16 protein-coding genes and 2 tRNA genes are annotated in these 15,434 nt (G+C 39.6%); 17 read left to right on the top strand and 1 reads right to left on the bottom strand.

Features of this window, described 5'->3' with window-relative positions; translation table 11 throughout:
* The first annotated feature begins 29 nt into the window (after positions 1 to 29).
* From QM859_RS02295 to QM859_RS02215, 17 genes are all read left to right on the top strand, one after another.
* Positions 30 to 719 carry a DUF969 domain-containing protein gene (locus tag QM859_RS02295; RefSeq protein WP_414261981.1) on the top strand — a complete coding sequence of 230 codons (690 nt, stop codon included), beginning with the start codon at positions 30 to 32 and terminating at the stop codon, positions 717 to 719.
* On the top strand, positions 716 to 1,639 hold the full coding sequence (locus tag QM859_RS02290) for a DUF979 domain-containing protein (RefSeq protein ID WP_414261980.1): 924 nt from the start codon (positions 716 to 718) through the stop codon (positions 1,637 to 1,639). Before QM859_RS02295 ends, QM859_RS02290 begins: the two co-directional genes overlap by 4 nt.
* Positions 1,640 to 1,652: 13 nt before the next feature.
* On the top strand, positions 1,653 to 2,297 hold the full coding sequence (gene pcp / locus QM859_RS02285; protein ID WP_414261979.1) for a pyroglutamyl-peptidase I: 645 nt from the start codon (positions 1,653 to 1,655) through the stop codon (positions 2,295 to 2,297).
* Between the two features lie 124 nt (positions 2,298 to 2,421).
* Positions 2,422 to 2,652, top strand: a complete 231-nt coding sequence (locus tag QM859_RS02280; RefSeq protein WP_006153263.1) for a DUF2969 domain-containing protein — start codon at positions 2,422 to 2,424, stop codon at positions 2,650 to 2,652.
* Positions 2,653 to 2,701: 49 nt separating this feature from the next.
* A tRNA-Tyr gene (locus QM859_RS02275) sits at positions 2,702 to 2,782 on the top strand.
* Positions 2,783 to 2,791: 9 nt separating this feature from the next.
* Positions 2,792 to 2,863: transfer RNA gene (locus tag QM859_RS02270), tRNA-Gln, on the top strand.
* Positions 2,864 to 3,022: 159 nt separating this feature from the next.
* Positions 3,023 to 4,225, top strand: coding sequence for a 30S ribosomal protein S1 (gene rpsA, locus QM859_RS02265; RefSeq protein ID WP_004253232.1), 1,203 nt, complete (start codon positions 3,023 to 3,025; stop codon positions 4,223 to 4,225).
* 84 nt (positions 4,226 to 4,309) lie between these two features.
* Positions 4,310 to 4,807 (top strand): GAF domain-containing protein, encoded by a 498-nt coding sequence (locus QM859_RS02260; protein WP_006153249.1) that lies wholly within the window; start codon positions 4,310 to 4,312, stop codon positions 4,805 to 4,807.
* The gene (gene dnaX / locus QM859_RS02255; RefSeq protein WP_414261978.1) at positions 4,807 to 6,471 is read left to right on the top strand and encodes a DNA polymerase III subunit gamma/tau; all 1,665 of its coding nucleotides are present in this window, start codon (positions 4,807 to 4,809) and stop codon (positions 6,469 to 6,471) included. The genes QM859_RS02260 and dnaX overlap by 1 nt, the downstream gene beginning before the upstream one ends.
* A 22-nt stretch (positions 6,472 to 6,493) precedes the next feature.
* The gene (locus QM859_RS02250) at positions 6,494 to 6,688 is read left to right on the top strand and encodes a DUF3272 family protein (protein WP_314945198.1); all 195 of its coding nucleotides are present in this window, start codon (positions 6,494 to 6,496) and stop codon (positions 6,686 to 6,688) included.
* Between the two features lie 154 nt (positions 6,689 to 6,842).
* Positions 6,843 to 7,613 carry a Fe-S cluster assembly ATPase SufC gene (gene sufC, locus QM859_RS02245; RefSeq protein ID WP_414261977.1) on the top strand — a complete coding sequence of 257 codons (771 nt, stop codon included), beginning with the start codon at positions 6,843 to 6,845 and terminating at the stop codon, positions 7,611 to 7,613.
* 27 nt (positions 7,614 to 7,640) lie between these two features.
* Positions 7,641 to 8,903 (top strand): Fe-S cluster assembly protein SufD, encoded by a 1,263-nt coding sequence (sufD, locus tag QM859_RS02240; protein ID WP_414261976.1) that lies wholly within the window; start codon positions 7,641 to 7,643, stop codon positions 8,901 to 8,903.
* A 10-nt stretch (positions 8,904 to 8,913) separates the two neighbouring features.
* Positions 8,914 to 10,140: a cysteine desulfurase gene (locus QM859_RS02235; RefSeq protein ID WP_414261975.1), complete on the top strand. Its 1,227-nt coding sequence runs from the start codon at positions 8,914 to 8,916 to the stop codon at positions 10,138 to 10,140.
* The gene (gene sufU / locus QM859_RS02230) at positions 10,127 to 10,567 is read left to right on the top strand and encodes a Fe-S cluster assembly sulfur transfer protein SufU (RefSeq protein ID WP_214261776.1); all 441 of its coding nucleotides are present in this window, start codon (positions 10,127 to 10,129) and stop codon (positions 10,565 to 10,567) included. Before QM859_RS02235 ends, sufU begins: the two co-directional genes overlap by 14 nt.
* A gap of 57 nt (positions 10,568 to 10,624) precedes the next feature.
* Positions 10,625 to 12,037: a Fe-S cluster assembly protein SufB gene (sufB, locus tag QM859_RS02225; RefSeq protein WP_004253255.1), complete on the top strand. Its 1,413-nt coding sequence runs from the start codon at positions 10,625 to 10,627 to the stop codon at positions 12,035 to 12,037.
* Positions 12,038 to 12,056: 19 nt separating this feature from the next.
* Positions 12,057 to 12,626: a hypothetical protein gene (locus tag QM859_RS02220; RefSeq protein ID WP_074324184.1), complete on the top strand. Its 570-nt coding sequence runs from the start codon at positions 12,057 to 12,059 to the stop codon at positions 12,624 to 12,626.
* Positions 12,627 to 12,765: 139 nt separating this feature from the next.
* Positions 12,766 to 14,163 carry an APC family permease gene (locus tag QM859_RS02215; RefSeq protein ID WP_074324183.1) on the top strand — a complete coding sequence of 466 codons (1,398 nt, stop codon included), beginning with the start codon at positions 12,766 to 12,768 and terminating at the stop codon, positions 14,161 to 14,163.
* 28 nt (positions 14,164 to 14,191) lie between these two features.
* Here the strand turns inward: QM859_RS02215 and pbp3 are convergent, their stop codons facing one another.
* Positions 14,192 to 15,433 (bottom strand): D-alanyl-D-alanine carboxypeptidase PBP3, encoded by a 1,242-nt coding sequence (gene pbp3 / locus QM859_RS02210; RefSeq protein ID WP_414261974.1) that lies wholly within the window; start codon positions 15,431 to 15,433, stop codon positions 14,192 to 14,194.
* Between the last annotated feature and the right edge of the window lies 1 nt (position 15,434).

Raw genomic sequence — 15,434 nt, 5'->3', positions numbered from 1 at the left:
ACTAGTATTTTTGGAATAAAGGGGCCTATATGGAATGGATTAAACTAATAGGGATAGTTATTATTGTGGTTGGTTTTATCTATAAATTAGATACCATCGCAACGGTAGTCTTAGCTAGTTTAGTTACAGCTCTAGTTTCTGGAGTTTCTCTTGTTGAGTTCTTGGAAATTTTAGGAAGAGAATTTAGCAATCAACGAGTTCTTACGATTTTTATGGTAACCTTGCCCTTGGTTGGTTTATCTGAAACTTTTGGCCTTAAGCAACGTTCGATTGACTTGATTCAAAGGATAAAGGGACTGACCGTAGGAAGTTTTTATACAATTTATTTCTTTTTTCGGGAACTCGACAGCTTCTTTGCCATTCGTATCGGAGGGCAGCCGCAGTTTGTAAGGCCTCTGGTTCAACCCATGGGACAAGCAGCGGCAGAGTCACAATTAGGTAGAAAATTAACGGAGCAGGAGAGCGAAGCGCTAAAAGCGCGTGCAGCAGCAAATGATAATTTTGCAAATTTCTTTGCTCAGAACACTTTCGTTGGTGCAGGTGGTGTCCTCTTAGTTGGGGGCACTCTGGACCAATTAGGTTACGAAAGTAATTATGCAGGGATCGCTTCGGCTTCTCTTATTGTTGCAGGAGTTGCCTTGCTTGTGGTAGGGTTGTACAATTACTTATTTGATAGAAAATTGCTAGCGAATAAGCTTAGTAAAGGAAAAGAAGAATGACCAATCTAGCAAGACAGTTATTAGAGTTAACCTATATTGTGATTGGTTGTCAATTTCTTCACACGGCCTATTGTAGCTACAAAGACAAAACAAACCCAGTTCGATATGGAACAGCTGGGTTTTGGGCTTTATTGGGCATCAGTTTTATCGGTGGTTCTTATCTACCTTCTATCTGTATTGGAGTTATCGTAGTGCTCTTAGCCCTACTAACTCTCTTTAAACAGGTTCGTATCGGAACCTTACCGTCTCTGGATGAAGTCAAGGCAAACTTTGAAGCTAAACGGTTGAAGAATAAAATTTTTATTCCGGTCATGCTGATGGCTTTGATTGCTTTAGTATTAGCAAAAATGATCCCTGAGTTTAGTAAGATTGCTATCAGTCTTGCAGCATTTTTAGCAACCATTTCTCTTTTATTGATTACTAAGAGTTCTCCTAAAAGCTTATTATCAGAAAACAATCGCATGGTTCAGCAAGTCTCAACTAGTGGTATTGTTCCTCAACTTTTAGGAGCTTTAGGAGCTATTTTTACTGTAGCTGGAGTTGGAGACTTGATTTCTCACTTGATCAGCGGTATAGTTCCTTCGGGCAGTCGTTTTATGGGTGTGTTAGCTTATGTCCTTGGGATGGTTCTATTTTCCATGATAATGGGGAATGTCTTTGCTGCTTTCACTGTCATTACTGCTGGAATTGGTGTTCCTTTTGTATTTTCCTTGGGAGCTGATCCAATCGTAGCCGCTGCCCTAGCAATGACGGCAGGGTGCTGTGGGACCTTACTGACTCCAATGGCTGCTAACTTTAATGCATTACCGGCAGCTCTTCTGGATATGAAAGATCCAAATGGCGTTATCAAAGCGCAAGTAGGAGTAGCTGTTGTCATGATTATCATACATGTATTTCTGATGTACTTTTTGGCATTTTAGTAAAGGAAATAGAATGAAAATATTAGTTACAGGATTTGATCCTTTTGGTGGTGAACAGGTTAATCCAGCTCTAGAAGCAGTTAAATCATTACCGTCTGAAATCAATGGTGCAGAGCTTCATTGGGTAGAAATTCCAACGGTCTTTTATAAATCAGCAGAGGTTTTAGAAGCAGAAATAAATCGATACCATCCAGATGTTGTGCTTTGCATTGGACAAGCAGGAGGAAGAGCAAGTTTAACTCCTGAGAGAGTTGCTATCAATCAAGATGATGCTAGAATTCCAGATAACCAAGGAAATCAACCGATTGACTTTCCAATTCGCCTTGATGGAGAAGCTGCCTACTTTAGCACACTCCCTATCAAAGCAATGGTACAAGCCATAAAAGAAGAAGGGCTACCTGCTTCAGTATCCAATACAGCTGGAACCTTTGTTTGCAACCATTTGATGTATCAGGCTCTCTATTTAGCGGATAAGAAATTTCCTAATATGAGGGCAGGCTTTATGCATATTCCCTATATGACAGAACAAGTGGTAAATAAGCCTAATACTGCATCCATGTGCTTAAGAGATATTGTCCGAGGTATCGAAGTTGCTATTGGTGCTATCGTAGACCATAAAGATAAAGATTTGAAATTAGTCGGAGGGGCGACTCACTAATAATTCAAATTTCAAATTAAAAAATATTCCTTAAACTCTCTGTCAAGATAAGCATGATAGAGAGTTTTTTCTTGCTAGATTAGGGAATTTCTTGTAAAATAGAAAAAGTGAAAAGAGGTATGGTATGAGCAAAAAAGATAAAAAAATTGAGATTCAATTGTCAGATGCTAAAGTAGTAGTTGGAAAAGATAAGTACGCTGGTTACACATTAACAATTGGTAAAAAGTTAATCGGTGAAATTGCCGAACTAGATGACCAATTTGCAATCATAAAGAATGGAAATGTCGATAGTTTTTACAAGAATCTTGAAAAAGCTGTGGAAATATTGATTGAGAACTATAATTTAGCAAAATAATGCTTGTTTTTTGCAAATTTTCATGATATAATAGTTTTCGTTGATTGTCGGAGAGATAGCGAAGAGGCTAAACGCGGCGGACTGTAAATCCGCTCCTTCGGGTTCGGGGGTTCGAATCCCTCTCTCTCCATATCATCAATGGGGTATAGCCAAGCGGTAAGGCAAGGGACTTTGACTCCCTCATGCGTTGGTTCGAATCCAGCTACCCCAGTTCTTAGGTAATAAATTCAAGATAAAAAGAAAAATATCTTAGGGTATTTTATTTTTATAATTGAAGGACGTTCGAGATGTTCATGTCGTTGCGGGTGCTTAGGAAAAAAATTATAAGTATGTCAAGTTAAAAAGACTTGATTGTTGGAGGATTTTTTAGATGAATGAATTTGAAGATTTGCTAAATAGCGTTAGCCAAGTTGAACCTGGTGATGTTGTTAGTGCTGAAGTATTGACAGTTGATGCTAATCAAGCTAACGTTGCAATCTCTGGAACTGGTGTTGAAGGTGTCTTGACTCTTCGCGAATTGACAAACGATCGCGATGCAGATATCAATGACTTTGTAAAAGTAGGTGAAGTATTTGATGTTCTTGTACTTCGTCAAGTAGTTGGTAAAGATACTGATACAGTAACATACCTTGTATCTAAAAAACGCCTTGAAGCTCGCAAAGCATGGGACAAACTTGTAGGACGCGAAGAAGAAGTTGTTACAGTTAAAGGAACTCGCGCTGTTAAAGGTGGACTTTCAGTAGAATTTGAAGGTTTGCGTGGATTTATCCCAGCTTCAATGTTGGATACTCGTTTCGTACGTAACACTGAGCGTTTTGTAGGTCAAGAATTTGAAGCTAAAATCAAAGAAGTTGACCCTAAAGAAAACCGCTTCATCCTTTCACGTCGTGAAGTTGTAGAAGCAGCTACTGCAGCAGCTCGTGCAGAAGTTTTCGGTAAATTGGCTGCTGGTGATGTAGTAACTGGTAAAGTTGCTCGTATCACAAGCTTCGGTGCTTTCATCGACCTTGGTGGTGTTGATGGATTGGTTCACTTGACTGAATTGTCACACGAACGTAACGTTTCTCCAAAATCAGTTGTAACTGTTGGTGAAGAAGTAGAAGTGAAAATCCTTGACCTTAACGAAGAAGAAGGACGTGTATCACTTTCACTTAAAGCAACAACACCTGGACCATGGGATGGCGTTGAGCAAAAATTGGCTAAAGGTGACGTTGTAGAAGGTACAGTTAAACGTTTGACTGACTTCGGTGCATTTGTTGAAGTATTGCCAGGTATCGATGGACTTGTTCACGTATCACAAATTTCACACAAACGTATTGAAAATCCAAAAGAAGCTCTTACAGTTGGTCAAGAAGTTACTGTTAAAGTTCTTGATGTTAATGCTGATGCAGAACGCGTTTCACTTTCTATCAAAGCTCTTGAAGAACGTCCAGCTCAAGAAGAAGGACAAAACGAAGAAAAACGTGCTCCACGTCCACGTCGTCCAAAACGTCAAGAAAAACGTGACTTTGAACTTCCTGAAACTCAAACAGGATTCTCAATGGCTGACTTGTTCGGAGACATCGAACTTTAATCAATCAGAACTAATTATAAATCCTTTGTTGTAAAACAAGGGATTTTTCTTTTTTCAACTAGTATTTTTTGATATAATGGATTTATGTTACATTCCGAAAAAGAATCAATTTACCAAATTGTAAATGAACAACTTTCTAGTCTTTTAGAAGGTGAGACCAATGTGTTGGCTAATCTATCAAATGCCAGTGCTCTCTTAAAAATGAACTTTCCTCGAACTGTCTTTGCAGGTTTCTATTTATATGACGGAAATGAGCTTATTTTAGGCCCTTTTCAGGGTGGAGTCTCATGTGTTAGAATTGCGCTCGGAAAAGGAGTTTGTGGTGAGTCAGCGGCTAGTCGTCAAACAGTTATCGTTGGTGATGTCAAGACTTATTCAAATTATATTTCTTGTGATAGTAGTGCTCGTAGCGAGATCGTACTTCCAATGGTAAAAAATGGACAGCTTCTGGGTGTATTAGATTTGGACTCATCTCATGTTGATGATTATAATGAAATTGATCAACGCTATTTAGAAGAGTTTGTGTCTATTTTACAAGATAAGACAGAATGGAAATTTTCAATGTTTGAGGAGAAGGCATAATGTATCAGGCGCTTTATCGAAAATATAGAAGTCAAAATTTTTCACAGTTAGTGGGCCAGGAAATTGTTGCTAGAACCCTTAAACAGGCTGTGGAACAGGATAAGATTAGTCACGCCTACCTATTTTCAGGGCCTCGTGGAACTGGTAAGACTAGTGTGGCTAAGATTTTTGCTAAGGCTATGAACTGCCCTAATCAAGTAGGGGGAGAACCTTGTAATAACTGTTATATCTGTCAAGCTGTTACGGATGGAAGTTTAGAAGACGTTATCGAAATGGATGCGGCTTCTAATAATGGGGTTGATGAAATTCGTGATATTCGTGACAAATCAACTTATGCTCCAAGTATAGCTCAGTATAAGGTCTATATCATTGACGAGGTTCATATGCTTTCAACAGGTGCCTTTAATGCCCTTTTGAAAACACTGGAAGAACCAACTCCAAATGTAGTCTTTATTTTGGCAACGACTGAGCTTCATAAGATTCCTGCAACTATTTTGTCTCGTGTTCAACGATTTGAGTTTAAGTCTATTAAGACTCAGGATATTCGAGATCATATCTTCCAGATTTTAGAAAAAGAAGGAATTGATTACGAAACAGAAGCTGTTGAAATTATTGCTAGAAGAGCTGAAGGTGGTATGAGAGATGCCTTGTCAATTCTAGACCAGGCATTAAGCTTAACCCAAGAAGCTACATTGACAACTGCAGTCTCAGAAGAAATCACTGGTACCATTAGTTTAAGTGCCTTAGATCATTACGTAGCTGCTTTAGCTCAAAAGGATGTACCGGGAGCCCTTCAAAATCTTGATCTGATTTTTGAGAATGGAAAGAGCATGACACGTTTTGTAGTTGATTTGCTACAATATCTCCGTGATATCTTAATTGTTCAAGCAGGTGGAGAAAATACACATCATAGTGATGCATTTGAGAGAAACTTAGCTCTTCCGCAGGATGTCTTGTTTGAGATGATTAGTCTTGCTACTAGAAGTCTAGCTGATATTAAGGCTAGCCTACAACCTAAAATTTATGCCGAAATGATGACTATTCGTTTAGCAGAAATCGATTCTCAACCAGAACTTTCAGGTGAGGTGGCTGAGGAATTGTCTTCTCTTCGAGAAGAAGTTGCACGATTGAAACAAGCTCTTGCCAATGTTGGTTCTAATCCCAAACAAACTGTTTCTACACCAAGTCGTCCGACTAACAGTAAGTCAATCTATCGTGTAGACCGAAATAAGGTGCAGTCTATTCTTCAAGAAGCAGTAGAAAATCCAGACTTAGCTCGTCAAAACTTAATCCGTCTTCAGAATGCTTGGGGAGAAGTCATTGAAAGCTTATCTGGTCCAGATAAGGCACTCTTGGCTGGTTCTAAACCAGTTGCTGCTAATGAACATCATGCGATTTTGGCTTTTGAATCGAATTTCAATGCCGGTCAAACCATGAAACGAGACAATCTAAACACTATGTTTGGCAATATTCTTAGTTGCGCTGCTGGATTTTCTCCAGAGATTCTTGCTATTTCTATGGAAGAATGGAAGGAAGTTCGAGCTGCATTTTCAAGCAGAGCTAAAAGTTCTCAAGAACAAGTCGTGAAGGAAGAACCCGAAGAGTCCATACTTCCTCAAGGCTTTGAATTTTTAGCAGATAAAGTGACCATAGCTGAAGATTAAAGGGAATTGGTGGTAAAAGACTATGAACAGACAACAATTTATTATCATGGCCTTATTTACTGCTGCTGAGACTTATTTCTTTAATGAATCCATCATGGAGCAACGGTATATCATGGCCTTGCTTTGGGCTATTTTGATCCTGAGAAATTTTCGCGTGAGTTATATCATGGGTAAAATTGTGAGCGCTATAGATGATCATTTTCAAGGGAAGAAGTAGCTCCTAGCTTCTAGACAAAATCAAAGCCTTTTAGGCTTTTTTTTGTTATACTATTAAGGTATATTTATTGACATTTTACTGTGTTTTTCTAGGGATTTAAAAAGGTTAAATTTCAGGTAAATACAGTAAAAAGGATGAAAAGAAAGGAACAATCATGTCAGTATTAGAGATCAAAGATCTTCATGTTGAAATTGAAGGTAAGGAAATTTTGAAAGGGGTTAATTTGACCCTCAAAACAGGAGAGATTGCAGCTATCATGGGACCAAATGGGACTGGTAAATCAACTCTTTCTGCAGCTATCATGGGAAACCCTAACTATGAAGTCACTAAAGGTGAAGTCTTGTTTGACGGTGTAAACATCCTTGAATTGGAAGTGGATGAGCGTGCGCGTATGGGACTTTTCCTTGCCATGCAATATCCATCAGAAATTCCTGGGATTACCAATGCTGAGTTTCTTCGTGCAGCTATGAATGCTGGTAAAGAAGATGATGAGAAGATTTCAGTTCGTGAATTTATCACTAAGTTAGACGAAAAAATGGAATTGCTCAACATGAAAGAAGAAATGGCAGAGCGTTATCTCAACGAAGGTTTCTCAGGTGGTGAGAAAAAACGTAACGAAATTCTTCAACTCTTGATGTTGGAACCAACTTTTGCCCTCTTAGATGAGATTGACTCTGGTCTTGACATTGATGCACTTAAAGTTGTCTCTAAAGGTGTGAATGCTATGCGTGGTGAAGGTTTTGGTGCTATGATCATTACTCACTACCAACGTCTTTTGAACTATATCACACCAGATGTGGTACACGTTATGATGGAAGGTCGTGCTGTTCTTTCTGGTGGTCCAGAATTGGCTGCACGCTTGGAACGTGAAGGATACGCGAAACTAGCTGAAGAACTTGGCTATGACTACAAGGAAGAATTGTAATTCCCTCGTATCTTTTAGGAGAAGTAAATGACTAAAGAAACTATTAAACTTTTTTCAGAAATGCACGCTGAACCAAGCTGGTTGTCAGACCTCCGTCAAAAAGCTTTTGATAAGATTGAGAGTTTGGAATTGCCAGTCATTGAGCGTGTAAAATTTCACCGTTGGAATCTTGGTGATGGTACTATCACTGAAAGTGAACCAACAGCAAATATTCCAGATTTTACAGCTATTGACAATCAGTTGAAATTGGTACAATTAGGTACTCAAACAGTCTTTGAGCAAATTCCAGTTGAGTTGGCTGAACAAGGAGTGGTCTTTTCAGACTTCCATTCGGCTTTAGAAGAAATTCCAGAACTCGTAGAAGAATTCTTCATGTCATCAGTAAAATACGACGATGACAAATTGGCTGCTTATCATACTGCTTACTTTAATAGTGGCGCTGTTCTCTATATTCCAGACAATGTCGAAATCACAGAACCAATCGAAGGAATTTTCTACCAAGATAGTGATAGTGATGTGCCATTTAACAAGCATATTCTGATCATTGCAGGTAAAAACTCAAAAATCAGCTACCTCGAACGTTTAGAATCACGCGGTGAGGGTAGTGCTAAGGCGACTGCTAATATCACTGTTGAAGTGATTGCACGTTCTGGTGCTCAAGTGAAATTTGCTGCAATTGATCGTCTTGGTGAGAATGTCACTGCCTACATTAGCCGTCGTGGTAAATTAGGTAACGATGCAAGTATTGACTGGGCTATCGGTGTCATGAACGAAGGAAATGTTGTTGCTGACTTTGATAGTGACCTACTTGGAAATGGTAGCCATGCAGACCTCAAGGTCGTAGCTCTTTCAAGTGGTCGTCAGGTGCAAGGGATTGATACTCGAGTAACTAACTATGGTTGCAACTCTATCGGTAATATCCTTCAACATGGAGTAATTCTTGAAAAAGCAACTTTGACCTTCAATGGTATTGGCCACATCATCAAGGGTGCTAAGGGAGCAGATGCCCAACAAGAAAGCCGTGTTCTTATGCTTTCTGACCAAGCGCGTTCAGATGCTAACCCAATTCTTTTGATTGATGAAAATGACGTTACTGCAGGACACGCAGCTTCTATTGGTCAAGTTGATCCAGAAGATATGTACTACCTCATGAGCCGTGGATTGGACAAGGCAACTGCAGAACGTTTGGTTGTTCGTGGTTTCCTTGGATCCGTTATCGTTGAGATCCCTGTCAAGGAAGTTCGTGATGAAATGATTGCGACGATCGAAGAAAAATTGTCAAAACGCTAAGGGGAAGCCTATGTTAGATGCAGAAGCGATTCGCAAGGATTTTCCAATTTTAGATCAGATTGTTAATGACGAACCTCTGGTTTATTTGGATAATGCTGCGACGACACAAAAACCACTAGCTGTTCTGGAAGCCATTAACCGCTACTATGAACAGGATAATGCCAATGTTCACCGAGGGGTTCATACTTTGGCAGAGCGTGCGACAGCATCTTATGAAGCTGCTCGTGAAACCATTCGCAAGTTCATCAACGCAGGTTCGACAAAGGAAGTACTCTTCACTAGAGGAACTACGACTAGTCTCAACTGGGTGGCACGTTTCGCTGAGGAAATCTTGACTGAAGATGACCAGGTCTTGATTTCAGTCATGGAACACCATTCCAATATTATCCCATGGCAGGAAGCTTGTCGTAAGACCGGAGCTGAGTTAGTCTATGTCTATCTTAAGGACGGGTCTCTAGATATGGATGATTTGCGTTCTAAATTGACTGACAAGGTTAAGTTTGTTTCGCTAGCTCACGCCTCAAATGTCCTTGGTGTGATTAATCCTATCAAAGAAATCACTCAATTGGCTCACCAAGTTGGAGCCATCATGGTGGTAGATGGTGCTCAATCTACGCCTCATATGAAGATTGATGTACAGGATTTGGATGTGGATTTCTTTGCCTTTTCAGGTCACAAGATGGCTGGTCCGACTGGTATTGGCGTCCTTTACGGTAAAGAAAAGTATCTGGAGCAAATGTCACCAGTTGAATTTGGCGGTGAGATGATTGATTTTGTCTACGAGCAATCTGCTAGTTGGAAGGAATTGCCTTGGAAATTCGAGGCTGGAACTCCCAATATGGCTGGTGCTATTGGACTAGCAGCTGCCGTGGATTATCTTGAAAAGATTGGCATGGACGTCATTGAAGCTCACGAACAGGAATTGATCGCATACGTCTATCCAAAATTACAGGCAATTGAAGGATTGACCATTTATGGTTCGCAAGATTTGGCTCAACGTTCAGGTGTCATTGCCTTTAACCTAGGTGACCTTCATCCTCACGACCTTGCGACAGCTCTGGATTATGAAGGTGTAGCAGTTCGTGCCGGTCACCATTGCGCTCAACCCTTGCTCCAGTATTTGGAAGTCCCAGCAACTGCTCGTGCAAGTTTTTATATCTACAATACCAAGGCAGATTGCGATAAACTAGTCGATGCCTTACTAAAGACAAAGGAGTTTTTCAATGGCACTTTCTAAACTAGATAGTCTATATATGGCAGTGGTAGCAGACCATTCGAAAAATCCCCATCACCAAGGGAAATTAGAAGATGCTGAGCAAATCAGTCTCAACAATCCAACCTGCGGGGATGTTATCAACCTCTCTGTTAAGTTTGGTGCTGACGATCGTTTGGAAGATATCGCTTTTCTAAACTCTGGTTGTACCATCTCAACTGCCTCTGCTAGTATGATGACAGATGCAGTTTTAGGAAAGACCAAGCAAGAAATCCTAGAGCTTGCGACCATTTTTTCTGAAATGGTTCAAGGTCAAAAGGATGAGCGTCAAGATCAACTTGGAGATGCAGCTTTCTTATCAGGTGTTGCCAAATTCCCTCAACGAATCAAATGCGCAACCCTAGCTTGGAATGCCCTTAAGAAAACAATTGAAGACCAAGAAAACAAATAAGACAAGCTTTCTTTGTCTTATAAATCATTAGAAATAAAGAATGAAAGAAAGGATATTATGGCTGAAGAAAGAGTAGAACCAAAACCAATTGACCTTGGTGAATATAAATTTGGTTTCCATGACGATGTAGAGCCTGTCCTATCGACAGGAAAAGGATTGAATGAAGATGTCATTCGTGAACTATCAGCAGCTAAGGGAGAACCTGAGTGGATGTTGGAATTCCGTTTGAAATCTTATGAAACCTTCAAAAAAATGCCCATGCAAACTTGGGGAGCAGACTTGTCAGAGATTGACTTTGACGACTTGATCTACTACCAAAAACCATCTGATAAACCAGCCCGTTCTTGGGATGACGTTCCTGAAAAAATCAAAGAAACCTTTGAACGAATCGGGATTCCTGAAGCTGAGCGTGCCTATCTAGCTGGAGCTTCTGCCCAGTATGAGTCAGAAGTGGTCTACCATAACATGAAGGAAGAATTTGAGAAGTTAGGAATTATCTTTACAGATACAGATTCTGCCCTCAAGGAATACCCAGACTTGTTTAAGCAATACTTTGCTAAGTTAGTACCGCCGACAGATAACAAGTTGGCTGCCCTCAACTCAGCAGTATGGTCTGGTGGAACCTTTATCTATGTACCAAAAGGTGTCAAGGTAGATATTCCGCTTCAAACCTATTTCCGTATCAATAACGAAAATACAGGTCAGTTTGAACGTACCTTAATCATCGTTGATGAGGGAGCAAGTGTCCACTACGTAGAAGGATGTACAGCGCCAACATATTCAAGCAACAGCTTGCATGCTGCTATTGTAGAAATATTTGCTTTGGACGGAGCTTATATGCGTTATACGACTATTCAAAACTGGTCTGATAACGTCTATAATTTGGTTACAAAACGTGCTAAAGCTTTGAAAGATGCGACTGTTGAGTGGATTGATGGAAACTTAGGTGCCAAAACAACTATGAAATATCCATCAGTTTACCTTGATGGAGAAGGAGCGCGTGGTACCATGCTTTCGATTGCCTTTGCTAATGCAGGGCAACACCAAGATACTGGTGCTAAGATGATCCACAATGCTCCACATACGAGCTCGTCTATTGTCTCTAAATCAATCGCTAAAGGTGGAGGTAAGGTAGACTACCGTGGACAAGTAACCTTTAATAAAAACTCTAAGAAATCTGTTTCTCACATCGAGTGTGACACCATTATCATGGATGACTTGTCAGCGTCAGATACCATTCCATTTAATGAAATCCACAACTCACAAGTTGCATTGGAGCACGAAGCCAAGGTTTCTAAGATTTCAGAAGAACAACTCTATTACCTTATGAGTCGTGGCTTGTCAGAGACCGAAGCAACTGAAATGATTGTCATGGGATTTGTAGAGCCATTTACAAAAGAACTTCCAATGGAGTATGCAGTTGAGCTTAACCGCTTGATTAGCTATGAAATGGAAGGATCGGTAGGATAAGGGAAAAAAGGAGAAGCAAATGGGATTCTTAAAAAAATTATTTGGTAATATCGAGAAAGCGAATAAAGGCGAAATTTCTGCCGAGGGAATTGTTCCACCTTTCACAATTGATTTAGTAGAAGAAGCTGATGATTATTGGAGACAAATGGAACAAAACCTCTTGATAAACGCTATCAAGGCTGTTGGTGGTCCCGATGCGGTAGAACGTGCTTTTATTCTTACCAATTTTAAGAAAAATCAAGAAACCTTTGAGCTCTTTTATCAGGTAGATGGTCATTTACTTTCTTGGCGAGAGATGGATGCAAGTGTTGTAGATAAAATCAGCGATCAACTTCTTCCACAAGCAACAGAAGTTGCCCAAGCAGTAAATGAGAATTATGAAGAGGCAAATGTACCGGTAATCGACTACGCTATGCTTCAGTTTGAAACTGCAACCATGGCTTGGTTTGGACGGAAGCTTACAACAGCTTCTCCTGAAACCAAATTGACTTTTGAAGAATTGGTATCTGGTTGGCGCGCTATTTTGGAAAAAGAAGTACCAAATCGTCCATTAGATAGTGACCGTCCTTTCCCATACTACGAAGTATAATAATTGTTGAATTTTAACTATAAATAAAAACTGAGCAAATATTACATTTGTTCAGTTTTTTTAGATATAATTTTATAAATATTCACAAAATACATTATCTGTGGTAAAATAAAACAATTATTGTTAGTGGAGATCAAGAATGAATATTTTTAGAACAAAAGACTTCAGTCCAAGTAAAACAGAAATGCATCGTCATTTGAAATTATGGGATTTAATTCTTTTAGGAATTGGTGCTATGGTGGGAACAGGTATCTTTACCATTACAGGAACAGCTGCAGCAACACTAGCAGGACCTGCTCTTGTGGTATCTATCGTGATTTCTGCGATCTGTGTTTCCTTATCGGCGCTCTTTTTTGCAGAATTTGCTTCTCGTGTTCCAGCAACTGGTGGGGCATATAGTTATTTATATGTGGTTTTGGGAGAATTTCCAGCTTGGATAGCTGGTTGGCTAACTATCATGGAATTTATGACAGCAGTCTCTGGTGTGGCTTCAGGTTGGGCTGCCTATTTTAAGGGTTTGCTTAGTCATTACGGAATTACCTTGCCACAAGCCTTGAATGGAACTTTTAATCCTGAGCATGGTACTTATATTGATTTTTTGCCAATTTTAGTAATTATGCTTGTTACAGCAGTCGTCCTCATGAATTCGAAAGCAGCTCTTCGTTTTAATTCTATTCTTGTTGTTTTAAAATTTTCTGCTCTTGCCTTATTTATCCTAGTTGGTATTTGGTACATTAAACCTGAAAATTGGTCAGATTTTGCACCATTTGGTTTTGGTCAGATTTATGGAGGAAGCACTGGAATTATGGCAGGTGCTTCACTCATGTTCTTTGGATTCTTAGGTTTTGAGTCCATTTCTATGGCAGTTGATGAAATTCAAAATCCACAAAAGAATATTCCACGTGGGATTGTTTTATCCTTAATCATTGTAACTATTCTATATGCCATGGTTACCTTGATATTGACAGGTATCGTTCACTATAGCAAGCTCAATGTTGATGATGCAGTGGCTTTTGCGCTGAGAAGTATCGGTATTGGTTGGGCAGCTAATTATGTTTCACTTGTTGCAATTTTTACCTTGATTACGGTATGTATTTCAATGACCTATGCCTTGTCACGAATGATTTATAGCTTGGCCCGCGATGGACTATTGCCTCAAAGCTTCAAACAAGTAACCAAGACTAGTCGCGTTCCAAAGAATGCAACCATTTTAACAGGTGGAGTTTCAGCGATTGCAGCGGGTGTCTTCCCTTTGGCAAGTATCGCAGCTTTTCTCAATATCTGTACCTTAGCCTATCTTATTCTCTTAGCCTATGGAATTATCAAATTGAGAAAAGATAAGGGTATGCCCAAAGAGGGAGAATTTAAAACGCCCTTGGTTCCTTTTCTACCAATCTTATCAATTCTGATTTGTCTGTCCTTTATGCTTCAATACAATCTTGAAACTTGGATAGCATTTGTATTAGCCTTAGTAGTAGGAGTTATTACTTACTTTACTTATGGCTATAAGCATTCGATTTTAGCTGAAAATGAATAAAGAAAAATCGCGAGTTATCGCGATTTTTTTATAATTTTTCATTGACGAATCGGATGAAGCGATTCCACCAAACTTTTAAGAAGAAGGCTTTCTCTACATTTTTATCAGAAATCATTTCAAAGGTTGGTTTGTCAGTGGTGATATAACCTTGACCAACTAAGTCCTTGTCATCATAGGTCAGATGTCCAACGACTGTACCTGCTTCAAGTGGTGCAGTATGCTCAGTACTATCAGGTGTGTAAGTAACAGATGACTGTGCTCGACTACCGAGACGCTGAACAATTTTTATATCTTCTTTAGCAACTGCTGTAACCGTATCTTGCTTTCCGTCATAAACTGGAGATTTGCTATCTTGGTAGCTTTCTCCTTGATTGACGATTGTTTGAAGAGCGAAATTAGATGAGATATAATCTAGAAGAGCTGAAGTTGCTGTGAAACGAGCGTAGGGATTGGTATCTTGGTTGTCAGCGTTAAGGACAACTGTAATGATTCGCATTCCTTTTTCTACAGTTGTTCCGACAAAGGATGCTCCAGCTTTATCAGTCGTACCAGTTTTAAGACCATCAACACCACCACGATAGGCAGGTAATCCCTCTAACATATAGTTTGTAGAATGAATAGTCATCCCTGCAAAAGTAGAAGAAGGTTTCTTTGTGATTTCTAAAACCTGAGGATACTTGAGGATAAGATTACGAGCGACAACTGCAACATCATAGGCACTCATCTTGTTTTCGTCATCTTTCTTAGAACCAGGATAGATATTATTCCCAAGAGTTTCATTATTTAGACCAGTTGTATTGACGAGGGTAGCATCTTGAATTCCCCATTCAAGAAGTTTAGCCTTCATCATATCAACAAAGTCTTTTTCAGATCCAGCAACCTTTTCTGCCAACGCGATAGCTGCACTATTGGCACTAGATACCAATGTTGCTTCTAGCAACTCTTCAACAGTGTAGTTACGAGCTTCCATAGGAACGTTACTTGCTTCGGAGTTGGTTGTGAGCTGGTAGGGGTAATCGGAAATTTCCACTGGAGTAGAAAGAGTGATTTTGCCTTGCTCTAGAGCTTCATATACTAGGTAGACGGTAAGTAGTTTACTGATAGAGGCAATTTCAACCGGTTGTGTCGCATCTTTTTCATACAAAATCTTACCACTGTTAGCCTCAACAGCGATGGCGTGTTTTGCTGCGACATCAAAATCCTGAGCAAAAACAGTAGTAGCCGAACCAAATGAAATAAGCGTGATTAATGTTAAAAATAATTTCTTCATA

The organism is Streptococcus infantis (assembly GCF_047463175.1).
In the GTDB taxonomy this organism is placed as follows: Bacteria; Bacillota; Bacilli; order Lactobacillales; family Streptococcaceae; genus Streptococcus; species Streptococcus infantis_AC.
The sequence above is the reverse complement of the archived record's forward strand: the minus strand, read 5'-3'. Positions and strand labels throughout refer to the sequence as shown.

Excerpts from the sequence above, each read along its gene's own strand:
- QM859_RS02295 (WP_414261981.1), top strand. The coding sequence starts at position 30 with ATGGAATGGATTAAACTAATAGGGATAGTTATTATTGTGGTTGGTTTT.
- QM859_RS02290 (WP_414261980.1), top strand. The coding sequence starts at position 716 with ATGACCAATCTAGCAAGACAGTTATTAGAGTTAACCTATATTGTGATT.
- pcp (WP_414261979.1), top strand. The coding sequence starts at position 1,653 with ATGAAAATATTAGTTACAGGATTTGATCCTTTTGGTGGTGAACAGGTT.
- QM859_RS02280 (WP_006153263.1), top strand. The coding sequence starts at position 2,422 with ATGAGCAAAAAAGATAAAAAAATTGAGATTCAATTGTCAGATGCTAAA.
- rpsA (WP_004253232.1), top strand. The coding sequence starts at position 3,023 with ATGAATGAATTTGAAGATTTGCTAAATAGCGTTAGCCAAGTTGAACCT.
- QM859_RS02260 (WP_006153249.1), top strand. The coding sequence starts at position 4,310 with ATGTTACATTCCGAAAAAGAATCAATTTACCAAATTGTAAATGAACAA.
- dnaX (WP_414261978.1), top strand. The coding sequence starts at position 4,807 with ATGTATCAGGCGCTTTATCGAAAATATAGAAGTCAAAATTTTTCACAG.
- QM859_RS02250 (WP_314945198.1), top strand. The coding sequence starts at position 6,494 with ATGAACAGACAACAATTTATTATCATGGCCTTATTTACTGCTGCTGAG.
- sufC (WP_414261977.1), top strand. The coding sequence starts at position 6,843 with ATGTCAGTATTAGAGATCAAAGATCTTCATGTTGAAATTGAAGGTAAG.
- sufD (WP_414261976.1), top strand. The coding sequence starts at position 7,641 with ATGACTAAAGAAACTATTAAACTTTTTTCAGAAATGCACGCTGAACCA.
- QM859_RS02235 (WP_414261975.1), top strand. The coding sequence starts at position 8,914 with ATGTTAGATGCAGAAGCGATTCGCAAGGATTTTCCAATTTTAGATCAG.
- sufU (WP_214261776.1), top strand. The coding sequence starts at position 10,127 with ATGGCACTTTCTAAACTAGATAGTCTATATATGGCAGTGGTAGCAGAC.
- sufB (WP_004253255.1), top strand. The coding sequence starts at position 10,625 with ATGGCTGAAGAAAGAGTAGAACCAAAACCAATTGACCTTGGTGAATAT.
- QM859_RS02220 (WP_074324184.1), top strand. The coding sequence starts at position 12,057 with ATGGGATTCTTAAAAAAATTATTTGGTAATATCGAGAAAGCGAATAAA.
- QM859_RS02215 (WP_074324183.1), top strand. The coding sequence starts at position 12,766 with ATGAATATTTTTAGAACAAAAGACTTCAGTCCAAGTAAAACAGAAATG.
- pbp3 (WP_414261974.1), bottom strand. The coding sequence starts at position 15,433 with ATGAAGAAATTATTTTTAACATTAATCACGCTTATTTCATTTGGTTCG.